Source organism: Sporosarcina pasteurii (assembly GCF_041295575.1).
Lineage (GTDB): Bacteria > Bacillota > Bacilli > Bacillales_A > Planococcaceae > Sporosarcina > Sporosarcina pasteurii.
Map to the genome: position 1 here is coordinate 1,813,786 of NZ_CP160452.1, position 21,384 is coordinate 1,835,169.

Here is a 21,384-nt window from a genome sequence, read left to right on the forward strand (position 1 = left end):
CGCCCCTCACTCTCAATTTTCAGTATGAAAATTCCACTTTATTTTATTTTTAAATAGCCATATTCTTTATAAAACAATTCTAATCGTCCTCATAAATGGAATAACTAAAATCAATATAATCTCCAAGCTCTTCGCCTTCCCCCTGATTCATCCCCCAACCATAGCGCTGATAATCCGTTCCTCCATCAATAAATATCGCGCCGCACTTACATCTCTTAAAATCATGGCTATGTGTTGATTCAATGACATCGTCGCACTTTTTGCAGCGAACCTTGTTTATCAATACTCTTTTCATAAGACCACCCCCTCTTCATTGTACCATTTCCGAGCATTGAATTTTCACGCGATTCAAAACTAATATTATTTTAATACTGTAGGGTCTAGACGTAGCGCAATCATTTTTAGTAATACTAGAAAGCATTGTGTATTCCGCTTTTAAAATATGGCTTGATTTCTCTCCATACATTGTTAAGGGTTGGAGTGCTTAACACTAATTCTGTGGCAGTTGCTATGTTAACGGTAGATCCGATACTCTCTACCATTTTAACGATTGAAATTACATGCCTCATATTCAGGATGAAAGGAAAAACTTTAATTTTATATGATTTTGCTATTAGAATATCCAAAATTACAAAGTATTATATTTCAGCTAGATCAAAAGCCGGCTGAAATATCTAGCCACCAATATTAATGGAGGCTAACAATGAACATTGAACGTGTTTATACAAATGAAAGTAAATTAGAAGAAATTATAATTGATCTAATCGATAGTCAAATTGACCAAATAGTGAAAAACCTATATGCTAAAGATAACACCACTACATCTCATGATGAAAGTAGTGATCAATCATGAGATTAGCATTAGCCAATGATTCATATACAAAAACTGGACAGTATGAGAACAATGATACCCATAGGCACAAGTCATTAAAAGCTGCCATTCTAGTTCGTGTATCCACTAGTAGAGAGGAGCAAAAATCCTCTCTTGAAAACCAAAGAAAATTATTCACACAAGTGTGCGCGGAGAATGGATGGGAAATATATGAATTTTATCAAGAGGTTGAATCGGGAACACGATCTAATCGAAAAGGACTTGATCAACTGATTAACGATGCCAAAGAACAAAAGTTCGATTTGATTTTGGCGAAGGAGTTGTCTCGCCTTGCGCGAAATGTCCCTCTTGCTTATCAATTGAAAGAGATTTTAACCAAGCATAAGATTCACCTAAAAACGCTTGATGGTGCAATTGATACTTTGAATGGGGACTTAGATAAGTTCGGTTTATATGCGTGGATTTATGAGCAAGAATCACAAAAAACCAGCAATAGGATTAAACATACCTATCGAACTAAAGCAAAAGAAGGTCAATTCAACGGTTCTATACCGCCTCTTGGGTATTATGTCAAAGATAAAAAGCTATTTATTAAAGATGATTTTACCCCTGATATTGTTAGACGAATATTTCGGGAATATCTTGAGGGTAAGGGCTTTGATGCCGTTGCCAGAGGGTTGTATAACGAAGGAATACCTACACCTGCACAAATTAGTAACAAATCTAATGCAAGTGATAAGTGGCACGGCTCTACAGTAAGGGGGATTTTAACAAATCCTCATTACGTTGGAGCCTTGGTTCAATGTCGTGACACAAGACCATCAGTGACAGATTCTAGACAACTTGTTCCATCTTCAGAGTTTGTCATCGTAAAAGAGACACACGACGCCATCATTTCTCTTGAGACATTTAATGCTGTCCAAGACCTAATTATTTCCAGGAAACGAATTAGACCACAACAAAATATTAATTTATTCACGAATATAGCCTTCTGTGTTGATTGTGGTAGAGGACTACACTTTAAGAAGAACAGAAAAGGCTATGTGTGTGGTAATTATAATAAGCATGGAAGTAAGGCCTGTTCAGAGCATTTTATAAAGGAAAAAGAACTTGAAAAAATAATACTTGAAGATATTAGAGGCATAGCAAACAAACTGAATTTAAAAGATGTAAAAGATTCTATTGCTAGGAAAGTAAGAAAAGTAAGTAATAGTACAAAAACGCGCTTAGTTAAAGTTGAAAAAGACATCGCTGATTTAAATAGTGATAAAGTGCGACTTACTAAACTTCTAGCCCAATCCAATATAACAATAGAAGATTATCGCTTAACGATTGATAGTATTGATCAGCAATTAAATACGCTGCTTTCTGAAAAGTACGAGTTAAAAAAATCCAACTCCAAGTCTGAGGATACAACGCCAGCTGATATCGCACAAGTAAAAAAGATGCTAAATCATTTCCTTCAATTCAATGAACTGACAAGAGAAATGTTAAACCGCCTTGTAGATCGAATCGAAATTAAAGAAGACGGATCCCCTAAAATCTTTTATCGATTTTCAAATGAGTTGCGTTAACTATGTAATTAGAAAAGCTCGCCTTCAAAAAATCAAACGACGAGCTTTTCTATTTACTATATTTTTTTTAGCAACGCACAGCACTCGACATGATAAGTCTGCGGAAACATATCTACCGGTTGGACTTTCTTCAACTCATAGCCAAACTCTTTTAAATGCACAATATCTTCCGCAAATGTTTCCGGATTACAAGACACATAAACGATGCGTTCTGGTTGTGCACGTCCGATTCGACGCATCACCTTTCCGCCCGCTCCTGAGCGTGGTGGGTCTAATAGTAATAATTCAGGATTGCCAAATTCCTGCAGCACTTCGTCAATTCCGTGCCGCGCGTCTTTTGCTAAAAAGCTCGTATTGTCAACGTTATTATCACTTGCATTTCTTTTTGCTGATGCGATAGATGCTTCCACAAGCTCAATACCTGCCAGCTCTTTTACACGGCTCGCAAAAGGCAGTGAGAACGTACCGACACCACAAAATAGATCAATCATATATTCTGTTTCTTTCGGCTCGCCCATTTCAATCGCTAGTTCTATTAACTGCTCAGCTTGTACAGGATTTGGTTGGAAAAACGTATCGAACCATAGGCGGAATTGATAGCCCATAATTTCATCGTAAATAAAATCTCTTCCGTGTAGCAGATGCGTTTCTTCCGCCTGCGAACGATCCGCTAAATCACGGTTTTCCAGCCATAATAAGCTTTTTACATTCGGGAATTTCGTTTCGATTCTAGATACGAGATCTTGAATGCCTGCCACTTCATCAGGCCCTGCCGTCGCAAAAATCGCCAGCATAATTTCGCCTGTTACAAATGATTGCCTTACCATCACGAATCGAAGTAATCCTTCAACCGTTTCTTTATTATACCCCGTTAACTCATGCGCTTTTACCCAATCCGCCACCTCAAGTACAGCCTCTTTCATTTCTGGCTTCATGATGTAACAAGTTTCTAGCGGAATGACATTTAAATAATTACCTTTCTCATGTAAACCAAGTGAACCATCTGGCGCAAAAGTAAACTCCATTTTATTACGGTACGTCCAAGGATTTTCCATGCCAATCGTCTCTTCTACTAGCGCAGCATCGAAACCTTCTTTTTCTAAATACCCTTTTACCGCAGTCGTTTTCTGACGCAATTGTCCCTCATAAGAAAGATGTTGCCACGAACAACCGCCACATTTTTCAAAATGCGGACAACGTGCTTCGACGCGATCCGGGTGCGTCTGAACAAATTGGTCAACACTTGTTTGCCATTTTCTACGTATCGCATGCTCAACCGTTACTTCTACTTCTTCACCCGGAATCGCATAAGGAATCATCAAATGCAATCGACTCTCGTTCCCCCGTTTCGTTTTCCGCATCGTCACTGATTCGCCGACCCCGCGATTATCAAAATGGTCAACTTTTACTTTAAAACGCTTCCCTATCATCTATAAAACACCCTTCTATCTATCTTCAACAGTTCATAAATCGTTCATCGCAGAAATGAATCCAATAATATTCATTTTACACGAAGGAACAGATCTGAACAACGGTGATTGCTTACTATGAAAAGTACCCCTAAATTAAATAGAACGATACATACAAAAACGTTTCAGAAATCTCATTTTCTTTTAAACTAATTTCATATAATGCTCAACAAATTCGGGATAGTCTTTTAAGTCTTTTTTGCCTTTTTCACTAATTGCATAGACGCCTCTTTCTATTCTTTCGAACCATTCGTCGTAGTTTCTAATGAGTATTCGCGATGTTTTATCTCCAGTACCAATTTCTCGTAGCACTTTAGCCGATAAAGGACCATGATGGATCAAACAACAAGCGATGTGGATGCAAGTCTCTTTATAAGCAGTCATGATTTTCATTTGGCTGCTTCCGCCTATATTAAAATCCCCAGTCCTGCCTTCAATCTCTGCTAATAAACGAGTCCTTCGTTTCTTACTAAGTTGCATACTTTTCACTCTATCAAATGAAACCGGATGATGGATTACTTGCAACTGTTCCTTGTTTTTTTGAAATGAAATCACGATTAACCCGACCTCTAATCTCCTCATCAAATAACAAATATCTCGCCACTTTTGTGAACGAAAACTATAGGTAGGTCTGGGAATGGCGACATATACCTGATCCGACAATCGTTGCCTTTTCGTCGCTTGCATGACTAAGTCTAAATTTAACCGCAGTTTTAATTCTATGATAATCAATTCGTCATCTTTCACGACCACTACGTCACAATCATGAACCTCCCCGTAAACATCATATCCTTGTTCAGTAAAGTAATTTTTAACGGGATCATACAAATCAACTTCATATAATTTTTTATCTTTGCCTTTCATTTGAATCAACCCCCATTGATAGTATCTCAAACACTTTCAGTTAAGCACAATTTTCTCCTTTTATCTTTTTAACATCCAAATGCTTACGGTAAGTACAAATTTGAAACGAAAAAAGTCCAATTCATAAGCGAATCGGACTTTTTCGTGTGTAATTTAATTTTTCCTATATTAGTTTCACAGGAGATACTTGCTCAAGCTTCTCTAACATCTTCTCTTCTGTTTCGTTTACTAATACATGAATTTCCCCTGCGTCCTCTGACGTTCGGATCAGTCGGCCGATTCCTTGACGGTATCTTAACAGCATAAACGGTAGGTCAACTTCTTGGAACGCATCCTCCGCATGATTTCGTTTCGCTTCAAATAGCGGGTCAGCAGGCGGATATGGTAAGTCATAAATGATGACACGTGTTAGTGCATCTTTTGGAATATCCAACCCTTCCCATAAATTAAATGAGCATAACACTTTCAATTGTTTATTTTGAAAATCTCGAACGATGGATGATAACTCTCGCTCACCTTCAAAGCCGATATCGCCTTGTACTTCAGCCGATAGTTCCTTTTTAAATTGAAGCATCGCTGTTTCAGACTTGAATAAAATAAGCGTCTGTTCTTCTTCACGTAATAATGCTTCAACTTGCTCGACTTTTTGTTCGTTAGGCGTTTTATGTGCATAGATTTTCATAACATTTTCATAATCGAAAGGAGATTCGACTGAGAAAGATAAATATTTTTCAATGCCTAATCCTTCTGCAATATAAGTAAAGTCTTTTTGCAATGACAATGTTGCAGATGAGAAGACAATTGGCATATTCGAAGAGAATAAGCTTTCTTTTAAAATGTCCGTTACAAGTCTTGGCATAATGACAAGCGACATTTCTTCTTCCGTATCTTGGAGCCAATCAACTGCATCTTGCCCTGAAATGAATAACTCCATCGAGTAGATGTATTGTTCCAGGTATTCTTCAACCATTTTCAATTCGTATTCTGGAATAATATATAGCTCGCCTTCAAAGACAAACTCTTCAAGAAGCGCCGTTGAAATATTCACAGCAAGACGTCCTACTTCAAATAGTTCAGGTACCTTTTCAATTGCTTTTCGTTCATTCATCGTTTCTTCAGCATGTTCGTGTAATAATGCGAAAAACGAGGCATGGACGTCAATCAGTTGCTCCATGAGTTGCAGTGATTGTTCACGTACCCCATCCACCATTACACGTTCTAGTAAATTGAGCAAAGTATGGTCTTGAACTTCATAGGTCAAAGCGCGTTGTGCAGCATATTCTAATAAATGTCCTTCATCGAAAATTACCATCGATGCTTCAGGCAGTAACGGTAATTGTCCTTGTCGCTCTCTAGACGCTTTCGTCCAAATATGCTCCATATAAAAGTCGTGTGAACAAATAATAATCTCAGGAGCCGCTCTATAATGATTACGGTGCAAGGTTTGACCGCAACGGTTTCTCAAATCGCAAGCTTCACATTGTTGAATCGGATGGTAATTAATCGTCTTCCACTGTGCATCACTTAATTCAGGATAGTCAGAACGCTGGCCGTACGGATGAACAGATTGTAAGGAACCGGACCCATAAACAAAGTCTGGTAAACTATCTTCTACATCTTCTATATATGTTTCCGCCATCCTATTAGAAGCATCATCTAGACGTTTTAAACATAAATACTGGTCTCTCGCTTTTGCAAGACGAACGTCAATATTCAAGTTAAGCGCTTTGCTCATTTTATAAATATCGCCATCTTCTTTTACGAGCTGTTCAATAAGGGTTTCATCCGCACAGGAAATAATCGCCGGCTTACCGGTATAACGCGCATAAGCGATTGCAGGTAATAAATACGCTATCGTTTTCCCAGTCCCAACTCCAGCCTCTGCAAATAATACTTTTTTCTCTTTTAACGCTTGCTCAATTTGAAATGCCATGAAAATTTGTTCATCACGACACTCATACCCTTTTTCGGTTAAATCGTCATATAACGTATCGCCAATCCAGTCATTTAATGAATCATAAAACGATTTCTCTCTCGATAAAGGGAATGGTAACTTTCTTTTCATACAGCGAACTCCTTCCAAACTATACATACAAAAGGAAGAGAGATGCAGCTCTCTTCCCTTTTGCCAACCTATTTTTTAATACACTTTTTACTATATGCTAAACACGCTTGCCCCAAAACTGATAATAATCTGTTCGGATAAAGCCGTTAAATAGTTTTCTCTTTCTTGTCGCTTTTTTACCGTAAAGCTCTTCGAAATTTTCCAAAGGAGAAATCATATAAACAGACCAAGACGGATGGTTTTCCATGACCTTTCCAAGCGCTCGTGTAATGTCTTCAGCCTCTGCAATCTCTCCTAGTCTTTCTCCATAAGGAGGGTTTCCAACCATGACACCATTTACACCTTCGATTGAAAGATCCTTCAAATCTTGTTGTTTCCATTGAATCAAATCTGCGAATCCTGCTTCAATGGCATTTTCTTCAGCTACTTTGACCATACGACCATCTACATCTGACCCTGTTATCATGAGAGGTTGGTCATATTTTGCCAAGTCTTCCGCTTCTTCACGCACGCGGTCCCATACAGTTTGTCCCATCCATGGCCATTCTTCACTTAGAAAGTCTCGATTCGTTCCAGGTGCGATGTTTTGACCAATCATCGCTGCTTCAATTGGAATCGTTCCTGAACCACATAGCGGGTCCATAAAAGGACGGTCTGGATTCCAGCGCGTTAACGTGACAAGTGCTGCTGCAAGCGTTTCTTTAATCGGTGCATCCCCTTGTCCAACTCGGTAGCCACGTCTATGCAACCCAGTTCCACTCGTATCAATCGTTAAGGTAACTTTATCTTTTAAAATCGATACTTCCAGTTTAAATAACGGACCTGATTCGGATAAAAACCCACTTCTTTTATAAGCACGATTTAACCGTTCAACAATCGCTTTTTTAACAATTGCTTGACAATCTGGCACACTGTATAAAGTAGATTTTACAGATTTACCCGCTACTGGAAAAGCAGCATCTACTGGTAAAAACTTTTCCCAAGCAAGTGCCTTCGTCTGTTCAAATAAATCATCAAATGTTTTCGCATGAAATTCTCCGACAATAATTCTGACTCGATCAGCGACGCGCAGCCACATATTAGTTCTTGCAATGGCAGTCTCGTCTCCTTGAAAATACACCTTTCCATTTTCCGTCCTTGTCTCATATCCGAGCGCTTTCACTTCATCAGCGACTAGCGCTTCTACGCCCATAGCTGATGTGGCAACTAAATTAAATTTACTCATATATTCCAACTCCCGTTCTATTCTATATGCAATGTTCATTTAATTATTTTATGTATAAAGTAACACTTACTTATCATGGACCTAAACCAATAAAGTATCCAAAATCATTCACTGTTCGTATTGTTCATTGCCAAAATAAAAGCTCTCCATTAACAGGAGAGCTTCAACTTTAATTGAATATACCATAGGAAATTCGATAAGCCATGTTTTGTTCCCGTGTACTCAAACGGCGAATGCCTCGTACTAGGGTGGTAATCATCTATCTACAGGAATGTTTTCCTGTCCCTTCGTCCGTTCATTTCCTTTCGAAGAGTGCCCCTACCATAGTTTGGGTTTCTCACTTATGGGGTTTACCGCGTTCCACCTGATTCGTTTCCGAAGCAGCTACGTTTCTGTGGCACTGTTCAGGGAACCTAGCCCATATTAAGCAAGCTTAACTTAGGACGTATTCCCGCCGTCATCGCATATTTGCGATGCCCCAGCTTATTTTTTTGCTGAGCATAAACACTACGGTCATCTCAGATCCGTGTGAGCATGGACTTTCCTCTACAAAGACAAGCTTTGCAGCGATTACCTAAATTTGCGCTACGGTTTTTTTATTATACAATACTCGACACTTTTTTTCAATCATCTTGAGGAAAAAGGATTATTCACTTAATTTATCGCCAAAAACATGTTTTTCCAGATTGGAAATTCGCTTTAAAATATCGAAATTGGTTGAACCTGTATTCGCCGTTGCAGGACGCCTATTCGCTTTTTCAACTTGGCTTTTCATTTGTTCGATTTCTTTTTCTAACGTCTCAATTTTTTTAGTAAAAGTTTGGTAATCTTGAATAATGTCGTCAAGAAAAAGATCAACTTCTTCTTGGTTATAGCCACGTAAACCCGATTTAAACTCTTTTTCGAGTATCGTTTTCGTGTCCAGTTTTATTTCCATAAAAAATCGCCCTTCCATCATTGGTAAACTTATGCGATATTATAGCATAATCTAACCTATTTTGTCCTTTTTAAACAGCGGAGTCAATTTCATAATTACCTAAAACCGCTAAGCTGATACAATATATAGTTGAAAACGGTTTAACTCAACTATATATCGTATCTGCGCAGCGAATAGATTGGATTATGAAATTGACTAAGCAACTCAGTCTGCTTTTGTCGTTTTCTGCGCTTCCCCGGGAAATATTTTTCTTATTAACCTCATTTCCCGCTTTAGGAAATCTCTTTCTGCTCGAGTACGAAATCGTTTTGTCAGTTCTGAATCCTTATCAATAAAACTCATCGCATTTCTTGTTACTTCTAATGCCGCAGCTAAATTTTTCAATTTATGCTCCTGTAACTTCGCCACTTCCTCTAACGCAATGATTCTTTCTCTCCCGCCTAACTGTTTTGCTGCAATATTGAACGATTGTACAGCTTTATCGTATGCTTCATTCCTTTTTAAAATGAACCCATAATGATAATGCGACATCGCATGGTCTGAACCGTATTTTTCAATGACCTCTTTAAAGAAGTACGCGCTATCGTCATAATGTTTCAAATCAGCAAACCATTTGCCGATATTTGTATGTGTAATTGCCGTTTCGGGAATTGTTGTCTCCAAGATTAGATTCGTCGCACGAATATAAAGTGTTACAAGGGAAAGGATATCCCATTCATTATGTTTAAGCACTTTCATTAATGTTTCTGCCTGCCCACTTTTCACCGCATCTTGATAAATAATCGGGGCTAAATGGCCCGGGATATCTCCTTCGCGGTAAAAGTGCAGCTGTTTTTCTTCTATGGACGTAAGTTTAAATGTATCTAACTCAGCTTTCCATACACGTCTTGCCCCGTGAAGTAAATCAATTTGATGATGGGTTAACAGCTTCGGGAGCTTTTGGCGATTCATCGTCCATCTAGTTTCTACTTGAGGTAAATCAAAACTTTTTCCGTTATACGTAATAAGCGTCATTTCCTCTTTCCATAACTTTGAGGCATATAAAAAAGCCGCTTCATGATCAGGTCCTGGTAGAACGTATTGGGTCATCCGAAATCCATTCTCCACTTGCTCCATGAATCCAAGCAAAAAAATAAGCGTTCCCGCTCCCTTTAGCCCTGTTGTTTCTGTATCAAAAAAAACAAGCTTATTTGTGCCTTTTGGGGCTAACGGATGTTCACGATCAAAACGTTTCCACTTTTCTAGTGTTGACTGCAGATCACCTATTTTTTTATTTCCGTGGTAATAAGTTTCGTCATATTCCACAATCCGTTTATAAACAACCCCAAACTGATTCTCTTCCTTGATTAATCCTGTCTTCAACCAATTCTTTTCGTAAGGTGGCGCAGGAGGAATTACCGGATCACGTTTTGTTTTCTTTGTTGGCTTTGGCTTTTTAGTGAGCATTTTTTTCATTGCCATTAACTTTTGTTCATAGGACACGCCTTTCGCCCCCTGTTACTGCATAAAGAAGTGAAATGACATCATTTTTTACGCTAATTTCACTTTCCTGCGCACCGATACAAACCGGACACCCGTGATCACATAGACAACTTTCTATATGCTCAGCTGCTTGTTCTAGTAATTCATACCAGCGTTTATAAATTTTTTCACTTAAGCCGATACCGCCTGGATAACTATCATAAATAAAAAAGGTCGGTTTTTTTGTATGCACAGCTTTAACTTGTGGCATTACATGAATATCCGATCGGTCACATCTTACAAATAATGGAATAAAAGATTGAATTGCATAAGCTGTTCCGGTCATCGCATCTGTTAACTTTGCTTCAGACCACCCTTCCGGAACATCAAAAGCATACCAGGTTCCTGTCGTATGTAATTCTACAGCAGGGAGCGATATAGGTCCTGACCCGATATTATCATGGGTGCCGAATCGAATTTTCTTGAAAATCGTGGTCATCGCAAGAACTGCTAAATCACCGTAAGCAGTCGTATGCTGCTCGAACTGCGTCGATTCATCTTCATTCATTACTTTTACTTCTACTGCTAAATTTGCGTCAGTGAAGTAATCTACATCGACTTCCGTGACATATGCTTTCTTTTCTTCCCAATCTAATTCTTCTACTTGGTATTGAGTTCCTTGGTGAATATAAATGGCTTCTTCATGAAGTAAGGTAAGCGCGCTAAAGCGGTCCATTTCACCAATAACAGTTGTTTCTTTTGGTGTTGTTCTATCAATAATGACGACATTTTCTTGCGCCGCAGAGCGAAGGCTTATATTGTTTGCAGGAAACTGGTCCGTCATCCAATGCCACTTCTCTGATGTTTGAATTAAAACCCCTTCACTTTCTAAGAATGCTAGTAATTGTTGCACTTCAAATTCCCCGTATGCCTCATCCATCGTAAATGGTAATTCAAATGAAGCGCATTTCAAATGGTCCATGAGGATAAACATATTATCGGGATGAATTCTTGCTTCTTCTGGTGCTTGACCAAGAAGGTAATCAGGATGTTCGATAATATATTGATCGAGCGCGGTAGACTGAGCGACATAAATAATTAAAGCTTCATCTTGTCTTCTCCCTGCCCGTCCTGCTTGTTGGAGTGCACTTGCAATATTTCCTGGATATCCCGTCATAATACAAGCTTGCAGCTGTCCGATATCGATGCCAAGTTCAAGTGCATTCGTACTGACAACCGTTTTAATGTTGCCTTCTCGTAAACCTTTTTCAATCTTTCTTCGTTCTGAAGGCAGATACCCGCCTCTATACCCCATTACGGTCTCGTCAAACAATTTTTTCTTCGTTAACTCTTTCATATACGTGACGAGCATTTCTACTCTGACGCGACTTTTCGCAAAGACAATCGTTTGGACGCCTTCTCTGTAGAGCAATGAAGCAAGATCGCGAACTTCGAGCGCCGCGCTTCTACGAACACCAAATGTCGGATGGATAATCGGTGGATTATAAAAGATGAAATGTTTTCTTCCAGCCGGTGCCCCGTTATTTGAAATTAAGCGCATCTCTGTATTCGTCAATGACTTGGCTAGTTCTGCGGGATTCGCGATGGTTGCTGACGTACAAATAAAGACAGGATCACTCCCGTAATAGTTACATATCCGCTTTAATCTGCGTAATACATGTGCCACATGACTGCCGAAAACACCTTTATAGGTATGTAGTTCATCGACGACGATATACTTTAAATTTTCAAATAAAGATACCCATTTTGTATGATGTGGCAATATCCCAGAATGGAGCATATCTGGATTTGTTAATACGATATGCCCCGACTTTCTCACTTTCGTACGGAGTCCTGGTGCAGTGTCTCCATCATACGTATAGCTTAAAATGGTTTCTTCACTCGCTTCAATGAATCCATGCAAATCTGCTAACTGATCTTGTGCAAGAGCTTTTGTAGGAAAAAGATAAATCGCTCTCGAGGAGGAATCTTCCAAAATACTTTGTAAAACCGGTAAATGATAACAAAGTGATTTTCCTGACGCTGTTGGGGTAACAGCAGTAATCGATTGTCCATTATAGGTTGCATCGAATGCTTCGCGTTGATGACTGTAAAGCTGCTCAATTCCTTTAGTGGCTAAGGCTTTACGAATAGATCGATGTAATACATTTGGAAACTCGCTGTATGAAGCCGGCTTCTCCTCAATCGTTCTATGATGCATGACGTTTCTGGAAAAGTCCGGGTCCGTTCGCAATGTTTCTAACACTGTATGAATCGATGTCATTTTCCTTCTCCTTCCCTTTCCAATGCATCAATAAAAGTTTTCAGCGTATATTCTGCAGACTGGATAGATTGCACAAATCGCTTCAATCCCGTTTTTTTGTAAAAAGATTGAACGATAAATTGTTTCATCCCATCAGTAAGTGTTTCAATTTGTACAGGATGGGTATATTTAGGCTTTGCTACTTTTATCCATTCGTAGGATTCTTCTGCCCATTCATCTAATAAAGCATGATATTTATCTGCATAAGGTTTTACTTCATTAAAAAAATCTGGTTCTCTATCTTGTTCTCTCATGTCTGTATGCCGTTGGCGACATTCTGCGCAGACAGCAAGTAGTATTTCACACTTTTCTATTAAACTCATCACACATCACCTTTCTGAGTCCTACTGTCATTTTAACAGATTCTAGGGTGGTTCACCAACAGTTAACGAACGTGCATTCCTCCAACTTTAAATTTTTCTTTATCATTTTGAAACTTTGTTGTTATTCGTCCGTCTTATGCTTATGGTATGATTAGTAGATGTGAGGTGATGGAGATGACGATACGTTATCCGAATGGGAAACGATATAGGCCAGTTAGAGCGGCGACGGAGCGTCAAATTGTGCACAATGATACGTATAGTAATCGAGGGAAAACCTTAGAGGATGAACTGAACGATTCCAATGAATACTATCTAAGTAGAAACATTGCTGTCATCCATAAAAAACCAATACCGATACAAGTAGTCAATGTAAATTATCCATCTCGCAGTGCGGCAGTAATTACCGAAGCTTATTATCGGACACCGTCAACAACAGATTATAACGGCGTATGGAATGGAAAATATATTGACTTTGAGGCGAAAGAAACGAAAAGTAAAACCTCTTTTCCACTTCAAAATATACATGCTCATCAAGTGGAACATATGAAACGTGTACAGGAACAACATGGCATTACATTTTTAATTATTCGTTTTTCATCACTAGATCGATACTTCATCGTTCCCTATGAAATGATGATGCAAAAGTGGACTAGAATGAAAGATGGCGGAAGAAAATCGATTCCACTCAAAGAGTTCGAACAAGAAGCCATTGAAATTAAAATCGGTTTAATGCCAACGATAGACTATTTGAAAGGTATCACTACATTAATGAACAATGAAGAGTAAATGATTGAAAGGCAGGAAACAATATGAGCGATCAAATAAATTCAAGAACAGAACGACGAAGGGCTCAACAACAAAACAACAAAAATCAAAAACCCAGAAACAATAAAGGTCTAATTAAAAAAATCTTTTTAGCACTCGTTGCAATTGGGTTTATCGGACTGATTAGTGGTTTAGGTTTATTTGCATTTTACGCAAGTTCAGCACCTAAACTAGACGAAGAATTACTTCGAGATCCATTATCATCCGAAATTTTATATGCGAATGGCGAACTGATGTATACAACCGGCTCAGAAAAACGGGAATATGTGAATTACGAAGATATCCCCAAATTAATGGAAGATGCTATTCTCGCAACTGAGGACGTACGTTTTTATAAGCACCATGGAATGGATTTTTACCGATTAGGCGGTGCAGTAATTGCAAACTTTAAAAGAGGATTCGGTTCAGAAGGCGCAAGTACGTTAACACAGCAGGTCATTAAAAACTCTTTTCTAACACATGATAAAACACTAAAAAGAAAAGCACAGGAAGCATGGCTGGCTTTTCAATTGGAAAGAAACTACGAAAAAGAAGAAATCTTTGAAATGTATTTCAATAAAATTTTAATGTCAGGTAACCAATACGGTTTTGGCACGGCTGCCGATTATTTTTACGGCAAAAAATTAGATGAACTAGAATTACATGAAGTTGCTATGCTAGCTGGACTTCCTCAAAGTCCAAATGGATATAACCCTTACAATAATCCTGAACGTGCAGAAAAACGAAGAAATATTGTTTTATCTTTAATGCATCAGCATAAAAAAATTACAAAAGAAGAAATGGAAGCAGCACAAGCAACCGATGTAACGTCTACCTTGCGTCCAGAAGAAGAAAGAGTTGCAAACAACTTTAAGTACCCTATCTTACTTGATGTTGTTCTGAATGAGTTGGAACAAGCTGGGTACGGTGACATTATTAATGATGGTGTACAAATTCATACGACATTCAATCCATCAGCGCAACGAATTGTTGAGGAAAGTATTAATAATCCAAGTATTTATGTCGACGATAAAATTCAATCAGGAATGACAGTACTGGATACACAAACAGGTGGGATTGTTGCAATTGGTTCGCGCGACTATTCATATGGTACAAACTTTGCCCGCCAAGAAAAACGGCAACTCGGCTCAACGATGAAACCGATTTTATCTTATGGACCGGCGATTGAATATTTAAATTGGTCAACTGGTCAGGTTGTTGTAGATGAGCCTTATAAGTATCCAAACGGAAAATCTCTAGGCAATGCTTATCCTGGTTTTAAAGGTCCCATGACAATACGCGAAGGACTTTATCAATCTAGTAACGTAACTGCAGTTAAAACATTCAAAGAAGTAGATAAAAATGACGCAATGAGCTTTGCAGCCAAGTTAGGTATCAAACTAGGAGATGCCCATGAAGCATCAGCACTTGGCGGAACCACAGAGGAATTTTCAACAGTTGATCTTGCAGGCGCATATGCAGCATTCGGAAATAACGGTGTTTATACAAAACCGTATTCTATTAATAAAATTGTCATGCGTGACGGTAAAACAGAAAAAAACTTGAAACCTAAATCGGTTGTGGCGATGAAAGATTCCACCGCATATATGATAACGGATATGCTAAGGGATGTCTTTACAAAACCAGGGGCAACAGGACAGAATGCAAATGTACCTGGTCTCGATATCGCAGGTAAAACAGGTACAACGAACGAAGCAAGAGATTCTTGGTTTGTAGGCTATTCTACACGCTATACAGTCGCTGCATGGGGCGGATATAAAGACCGAACACCGATGACTAGTTGGCAAGGACAAAGGATGATACCAAGAGATTTATTTAAAGGAGTTATGAAAGATATTTCAGCTAATATCGAAACACCACGTTTCCAAAAGCCATCTTCTGTAGAAGAAGTCGAAGTTGTGTACCTTTCTAACCCATTAATGAAAGCAAGTCCAGCAATTCCTGCAAGTATGAAACGAACAGAATTATTCGTAAAAGGCTCTGTGCCACAAGAAGTAGCTAAACCAGAAGTTGTATTAAATGCACCGTCTAATTTAAGCGCTACATTCAATGAAGAAAATGAGTCCATCACGTTAACATGGGAACATGAAAGCCCTGATTCAGAACTGATTGAAGGCGATGTTGAATTTATAGTAAGTGCGAATATTGACGGCGGCGAAACAATAGAAGTGGCTAGAACAAAAGAATTTGCCTTAGCATTCACCGATGTCAATCGTGGGTCAACCTACACCTTTAGCGTTGTCGCTTCAGTCGGTGAACTGAAGAGTGATGCCATTTCTACGACGCTCAAAGTTGATGGTGAAGAGGAAGTAATTCCTGAAGAAGAGCCCGAAGAAGAACCTGAAACAAATCCTGATGAAGAGAATACACCACCTGAAGAAGATAACAATGGAAAGTCGCCAGGTGAAGATGGAAATCAAGGGAATAACGGGAATAATGGCGACAATGGCAACAACGGAAATAATGGAAGTCAAGGAAATTCCGGAAATAATAATGAAGGAAACCGGGAAGATGAGGAGCAGGGCGCCGACACAGGCACTCCCCCGGATGATGAAATCAATGATGAGAACGAGGATGAACAACCTTAATTTAAAATAAGTATCCATTAAAAAAGCTGCAATCTATATGTGATTGCAGCTTTTAATTTAAAATTATTCGTAAATGGTTGATCAATGAGTCACGGATAGTCGAGCTGCTTTCTTTCTTGTTTCATCAAATAAAGCAGATAATTGAACAAAGGCATACCGGCTATGTATTTGTTTTTTAATAAATTCAAGTCGCTCACTACCGTTTAACGGTAGTAAAATATACTCATTTTTTCCAGTCAGGTCATTTATTTCGGTTCCACCATACTCCAATAATTGGATATACTGTTGAATTGATTGTTCCATTTGCTCGATTTTTCCTGGATTGTTTTCCTCATACATTTGTTCAATTGCTTCTTTCACATTGTCCCACGGCTCAAAATAAGGTTTTAGTAAGTCTTTAGAAAAGCGATTCATCTCCTTATGCCCTCGCCTTCATCCGTTTTTTTCCTTCTCTACAAATCGATAACAATGGACAAACGTCACAGCCAGGATTTTGCGCTTTACAATGATATCTTCCAAAGAAAATAATTTGATGATGTGTGTCTGTCCAATTGTCTTTTGGTGTCCAACGCATTATTTTCTCTTCAACAGCTAGCGGTGAATCTTTCCAGCGATTCATCCCTAATCTTTTCGCTACCCTCTCGACATGTGTGTCAACAGCTAATGCCGGAATACCGAATGCATTGGAGACAACGACATTCGCTGTCTTCCTACCTACCCCTGGAAAAGTCATTAATAAATCCCGATCTGCAGGCACCTCTCCGCCGTATTCATCAATCAGCAATTGGCTAAGCGCTTGAATATTTTTAGATTTGTTGCGATATAATCCAATCGACCGGATATCGTTTTGTAATTCTTCAATTTCTACGGCTACGTAATCTTCCGGAGTTTTATATTTTTTAAACAACTCTGCGGTAACACGGTTCACGAGTACATCTGTACATTGTGCAGAAAGAAGCGTTGCAACTAATAATTCAAAAGCGTTATCATGGACTAATTCACAATGCGCATCAGGAAACATTTCCGCAAATTGTTCAAGGCAAAATTCCCAGTTCTTCTTCGTTAACATGTTATCCCCCTACTCTCGCTCTTCCAACCAATTATAAAAGGGTACTCTTTTCACCCTCACAGTTTTCTCTTGTTCTGATGGTCGAACACCAGTCGTTCTGAATTTTTTAGCCTGACGTTCAACATCTGCCATTGATTTTACATTTTTCTTTTTCCACTCAAATAAAATACGGTCAATGTATCGAAGACTCACTTTTTGTGCAATTACAGCTTCCCTAAGTGCCGCCCGAATGATATCAGTAGAGTGTCCGTCTTCATCGAGCCACATCGAAATTGATTCTGTTTCCATTGGAGATAAAAAGCGTCCGAATTCTTGCTCAAATAACTTGAATAACTCGCCTTCCTCAATTTTATCTTCCTGTTCTTCCTCTTCTTCTTTCACAAGAATTTTCTTATCGGTTAAACGATTCCATAACGGCGAGAGTGAAAACACTTCATGTAGCACGCCTTGTTCATCGCGACTTTGCACAATTTGAAGAAAACCGCGCTGCATTAGTCTTTGTAAAATAACCGTTACTTCATTTTCTGTTAAATGCATTCGATTTGCAAAGTCTTTAGGCGTCGGGAATAGGTTTCCTTCTGCTCGAAAAGCTGTCATTTGCATAATCAGCATCGCATCTAGGTCTTCAATTTGAAGCTGTTTATAATTGTGAAAAAAGAGCTGTGAAATATTGACACTTCCCTGTTCAATCCACAGATGGAGTCTTTCGTCTGGTTGCATAGCTATACTCCTTTTTATATAAATCGTCAATAAAATCGGTGAAAAAAATTTCCACCGATTTTACAAGAGTTTCTATTTAAATTATGGATACAATCTATTTAATAAACGTGGGAATGGGTTTGTTTCGCGAACGTGTTCTACACCTGAAATCCAGGCAACTGTTCGTTCAAGTCCAAGCCCGAAGCCTGAGTGTGGGACTGCTCCGTATTTAGATAGATCAAGATACCATTTGTACGCCTCTTCATCTAGATTATGTTCTTTAATACGTTGTTTCATCAGCTCATAATCATAAATTCGTTCTGAACCGCCGATAATTTCGCCGTATCCTTCAGGTGCAATTAAATCTGCACATAATACGACATCATCTCGGTCTGGATGTGGCTGCATGTAGAATGGTTTAATGCCGATTGGATAATGTGTAATAAATACAGGCATATCATAACTTTCTGCAATTGCAGTTTCATGAGGTGCACCGAAATCATCGCCCCACTGAATATCATCAAAACCTTTTTCATGTAAAAATTCAATTGCATCGTCATATGAAATACGTGGGAATGGCGCTTGAATTTTTTCAAGTTTCGATACATCACGGCCAAGTCTCTCAAGTTCTAATGGACAGTTTTGAAGGACAGATTGAACGATATGTGACACATATTGTTCTTGTACTTCTAAGCTTTCCGCGTGTTCAACAAAAGCCATTTCAGGCTCAATCATCCAAAACTCGATTAAGTGACGACGTGTGCTTGATTTCTCTGCACGGAAAGTGGGTCCAAATGAAAATACTTTTCCTAGTGCCATCGCCGCAGCTTCCATATACAACTGACCGGATTGTGATAAATAAGCTTTTTCATCAAAGTAATTTGTTTCAAATAAATCTGATGTACCTTCAGGTGAAGAACCTGTTAAAATTGGCGGGTCAACTTTGACGAAGCCATTCATATGGAAAAACTCATATGTCGCGCGGATAATTTCATCGCGAACTTTCATAACTGCATGTTGCTTACGTGAACGTAACCAAAGATGACGATTGTCCATTAAAAATTCTGTTCCATGGTTTTTTGGCGTAATTGGATAATCTACTGCTTCTTTAATGATTTTGACGTCGCTCACTTGTAATTCATAGCCAAATGATGATCTTTCATCGACTACGACTTCTCCAGTGATATATAGTGAGGTTTCCTGTGAAATCCCTCTTGCTGTTTTGAAAATTTCTTCTCCTACTACTTCTTTTACAACGACGCCCTGTACGAAACCAGAACCGTCTCGTAATTGTAAAAATGCGATTTTACCGCTTGAACGTTTATTCGCAAGCCATGCGCCGATACGCACTGTTTCTCCGACATGGTCTGCCATTTCATGAATCATAATTGTTTTCATAATAACCTCCGAAATTGATACTACTAGAACTTTTTACTCTTTCCAATTATCTTTAACAAATTGATGGATGCGGCGAATTGCTTCTTCAATTAACTCAATAGATGTTGCGTAGGATAAACGAATTGTATTTGGTGCTCCGAAGCCTGAGCCCGGAATAATCGCAACATTCGCTTCAGTTAATAGTGCTGCAGCAAAATCATCTACATTTGCAAAGCCCGTCTTCTCCAGTGCTTCAGTAACATCTGGTAACAAGTAAAACGCGCCTTGTGGTTTTAATACATGGAAACCTGGAATTTCTGCCAGCTGTGGATGAACTTTGTCTAATCTCGCTTCGAAATCTTTACGCATCTCTTCAACTGTATCTTGTGGTCCATTATACGCTTCAAGCGCAGCGTATTGTGCAGTTGTCGTTGGATTTGATGTTGAATGACTTGCAAGGTTCGTCATCGCTTTTACAATTTCAGCATCTCCAGCAACGTACCCAATTCTCCAACCTGTCATAGAATGCGATTTTGAGACACCGTTAATAATTAATGTACGTTTTTTCGCATCCTCAGATAATTGTGCAGGTGAAATATGTTCATTTCCATCGTAAATTAGTTTTTCATAAATTTCATCTGATACGATTAAAATATCTTTCTCTTTACACACTTGAACGATGCTTTCAAGTTCTTCTCTCGTATAGATCATTCCAGTTGGATTACCTGGTGAATTGATGATAATCGCTTTCGTTTTATCTGTCACAGCATTTTCAATTTGCTCTGCTGTTACTTTGAAATTCGCTGCTGTCGTTCCTTCGATATGTACGGGTACGCCACCTGCTAATTTCACTTGTTCAGGGTAGCTTACCCAATAAGGTGTTGGAATAATAACTTCATCGCCTGGGTTTAATGTCACTTGGAAAAGTGTATATAATACATGTTTTGCCCCAACGCCAATCATCACTTCACCACGCTCATATGTAAGCCCCTGGTCTCTTTCTAATTTGGCAATGACCGCATCTTTCAATTCGAGTAAACCACCAGAAGGCGTATATTTCGTTTTACCATCTTTCATTGAATCGATTGCAGCAGACAATATATTCTCTGGTGTGTTAAAGTCAGGTTCACCCGCGCCAAGACCAATGACGTCAATTCCTGACTCTCTCATTTCCTTTGCTTTTGCCGTAATAGCTAAAGTTGTTGAAGGCGTTAAAGTATTTACTCTAGATGCTAAGCGATTGTTCAATTCCATCTCTCCCCCTATAAATTTAAAATTCTTTTAGTCCATTCTCCATCCTTAAAGAGAATGTATACATAATTCAATTTACCACTATCATTTTTAAAGGCAACTTCCCAAATCGGTTCGTTCTCCTCAATCCCTAATTGGACATGTAAAACTTTATCTACCTGATGCTCTTTAAAAACTGTTTGGAGTGCTTGTTCTTTGGAGACGCCATCCGCTAGCTTAACTTCTTGAAAATTTTTTTCATCTTGTTCATTCACAAACACCGCGACTTTTTCACCATCTTGATTTACCCCGAATACAGTGACCATTGATTCTGTCCCATTATAGGGTTGGATGGCGTCAACTGTCATGATTTGCCCTGAACGGACGGCCGCTTCTGCCGCTGTATCTTTTACAGTAGCTATCGGTTTATTCGCATTGTAAAAAACAGTAATGACAATAACCGTGACCAATGCGAATAGGAAGGCCGAAATAAATTTAACCCAATTTAACATGTTTACTCACG

19 protein-coding genes and 1 other RNA gene are annotated in these 21,384 nt (G+C 38.8%); 4 read left to right on the forward strand and 16 right to left on the reverse strand.

Annotated features, from left to right (window positions below; translation table 11 throughout):
* Positions 1–79: 79 nt before the first annotated feature.
* On the reverse strand, positions 80–295 hold the full coding sequence (locus AB1H92_RS08445) for a hypothetical protein (RefSeq protein ID WP_115360709.1): 216 nt from the start codon (positions 293–295) through the stop codon (positions 80–82).
* A 408-nt stretch (positions 296–703) separates the two neighbouring features.
* Between AB1H92_RS08445 and AB1H92_RS08450 the strand changes: the two genes are divergently transcribed.
* Together AB1H92_RS08450 and AB1H92_RS08455 are read left to right on the forward strand one after the other, a co-directional pair.
* Positions 704–853, forward strand: coding sequence for a hypothetical protein (locus AB1H92_RS08450; RefSeq protein WP_166739510.1), 150 nt, complete (start codon positions 704–706; stop codon positions 851–853).
* On the forward strand, positions 850–2,406 hold the full coding sequence (locus AB1H92_RS08455; RefSeq protein ID WP_115360708.1) for a recombinase family protein: 1,557 nt from the start codon (positions 850–852) through the stop codon (positions 2,404–2,406). Before AB1H92_RS08450 ends, AB1H92_RS08455 begins: the two co-directional genes overlap by 4 nt.
* A 56-nt stretch (positions 2,407–2,462) precedes the next feature.
* Here AB1H92_RS08455 and rlmD read toward each other — a convergent pair whose 3' ends face one another.
* From rlmD to AB1H92_RS08500, 9 genes are all read right to left on the reverse strand, one after another.
* The gene (gene rlmD / locus AB1H92_RS08460) at positions 2,463–3,836 is read right to left on the reverse strand and encodes a 23S rRNA (uracil(1939)-C(5))-methyltransferase RlmD (RefSeq protein ID WP_115360707.1); all 1,374 of its coding nucleotides are present in this window, start codon (positions 3,834–3,836) and stop codon (positions 2,463–2,465) included.
* 183 nt (positions 3,837–4,019) lie between these two features.
* A complete protein-coding gene (locus AB1H92_RS08465; protein WP_115360706.1) occupies positions 4,020–4,739 on the reverse strand; it encodes a DUF2161 family putative PD-(D/E)XK-type phosphodiesterase in 720 nt (239 codons plus the stop codon).
* A 163-nt stretch (positions 4,740–4,902) separates the two neighbouring features.
* Positions 4,903–6,804, reverse strand: a complete 1,902-nt coding sequence (locus tag AB1H92_RS08470) for an ATP-dependent DNA helicase (RefSeq protein WP_115360705.1) — start codon at positions 6,802–6,804, stop codon at positions 4,903–4,905.
* Positions 6,805–6,901: 97 nt separating this feature from the next.
* Positions 6,902–8,029 carry a class I SAM-dependent RNA methyltransferase gene (locus tag AB1H92_RS08475; RefSeq protein ID WP_115360704.1) on the reverse strand — a complete coding sequence of 376 codons (1,128 nt, stop codon included), beginning with the start codon at positions 8,027–8,029 and terminating at the stop codon, positions 6,902–6,904.
* Positions 8,030–8,221: 192 nt separating this feature from the next.
* An RNA gene (gene rnpB / locus AB1H92_RS08480) (RNase P RNA component class B) lies at positions 8,222–8,611 on the reverse strand.
* A 64-nt stretch (positions 8,612–8,675) separates the two neighbouring features.
* Positions 8,676–8,966 carry a cell division regulator GpsB gene (gpsB, locus tag AB1H92_RS08485; RefSeq protein ID WP_115360703.1) on the reverse strand — a complete coding sequence of 97 codons (291 nt, stop codon included), beginning with the start codon at positions 8,964–8,966 and terminating at the stop codon, positions 8,676–8,678.
* A 204-nt stretch (positions 8,967–9,170) separates the two neighbouring features.
* On the reverse strand, positions 9,171–10,448 hold the full coding sequence (locus tag AB1H92_RS08490) for a ribonuclease H-like domain-containing protein (RefSeq protein ID WP_115360702.1): 1,278 nt from the start codon (positions 10,446–10,448) through the stop codon (positions 9,171–9,173).
* The gene (locus tag AB1H92_RS08495) at positions 10,438–12,711 is read right to left on the reverse strand and encodes a DEAD/DEAH box helicase (RefSeq protein WP_115360701.1); all 2,274 of its coding nucleotides are present in this window, start codon (positions 12,709–12,711) and stop codon (positions 10,438–10,440) included. Before AB1H92_RS08495 ends, AB1H92_RS08490 begins: the two co-directional genes overlap by 11 nt.
* Positions 12,708–13,073, reverse strand: coding sequence for a YppE family protein (locus tag AB1H92_RS08500; protein ID WP_115360700.1), 366 nt, complete (start codon positions 13,071–13,073; stop codon positions 12,708–12,710). Before AB1H92_RS08500 ends, AB1H92_RS08495 begins: the two co-directional genes overlap by 4 nt.
* A 174-nt stretch (positions 13,074–13,247) precedes the next feature.
* On the opposite strand from AB1H92_RS08500, the gene recU reads away from it, so the two are divergent.
* Positions 13,248–13,859: a Holliday junction resolvase RecU gene (recU, locus tag AB1H92_RS08505; RefSeq protein ID WP_115360699.1), complete on the forward strand. Its 612-nt coding sequence runs from the start codon at positions 13,248–13,250 to the stop codon at positions 13,857–13,859.
* A gap of 23 nt (positions 13,860–13,882) precedes the next feature.
* Positions 13,883–16,486, forward strand: coding sequence for a PBP1A family penicillin-binding protein (locus AB1H92_RS08510; RefSeq protein ID WP_115360698.1), 2,604 nt, complete (start codon positions 13,883–13,885; stop codon positions 16,484–16,486).
* Between the two features lie 81 nt (positions 16,487–16,567).
* Here the strand turns inward: AB1H92_RS08510 and AB1H92_RS08515 are convergent, their stop codons facing one another.
* From AB1H92_RS08515 to AB1H92_RS08540, 6 genes are all read right to left on the reverse strand, one after another.
* Positions 16,568–16,900, reverse strand: coding sequence for a YpoC family protein (locus AB1H92_RS08515; RefSeq protein ID WP_115360697.1), 333 nt, complete (start codon positions 16,898–16,900; stop codon positions 16,568–16,570).
* Positions 16,901–16,904: 4 nt separating this feature from the next.
* The gene (gene nth / locus AB1H92_RS08520; protein ID WP_115360696.1) at positions 16,905–17,555 is read right to left on the reverse strand and encodes an endonuclease III; all 651 of its coding nucleotides are present in this window, start codon (positions 17,553–17,555) and stop codon (positions 16,905–16,907) included.
* A 9-nt stretch (positions 17,556–17,564) separates the two neighbouring features.
* Positions 17,565–18,275 (reverse strand): DnaD domain-containing protein, encoded by a 711-nt coding sequence (locus AB1H92_RS08525; protein ID WP_115360695.1) that lies wholly within the window; start codon positions 18,273–18,275, stop codon positions 17,565–17,567.
* A gap of 81 nt (positions 18,276–18,356) precedes the next feature.
* On the reverse strand, positions 18,357–19,652 hold the full coding sequence (gene asnS / locus AB1H92_RS08530; protein WP_115360694.1) for an asparagine--tRNA ligase: 1,296 nt from the start codon (positions 19,650–19,652) through the stop codon (positions 18,357–18,359).
* Between the two features lie 33 nt (positions 19,653–19,685).
* Positions 19,686–20,879 (reverse strand): pyridoxal phosphate-dependent aminotransferase, encoded by a 1,194-nt coding sequence (locus AB1H92_RS08535; RefSeq protein ID WP_279587536.1) that lies wholly within the window; start codon positions 20,877–20,879, stop codon positions 19,686–19,688.
* Positions 20,880–20,893: 14 nt separating this feature from the next.
* Positions 20,894–21,373 carry a DUF5590 domain-containing protein gene (locus tag AB1H92_RS08540; RefSeq protein WP_115360692.1) on the reverse strand — a complete coding sequence of 160 codons (480 nt, stop codon included), beginning with the start codon at positions 21,371–21,373 and terminating at the stop codon, positions 20,894–20,896.
* Between the last annotated feature and the right edge of the window lie 11 nt (positions 21,374–21,384).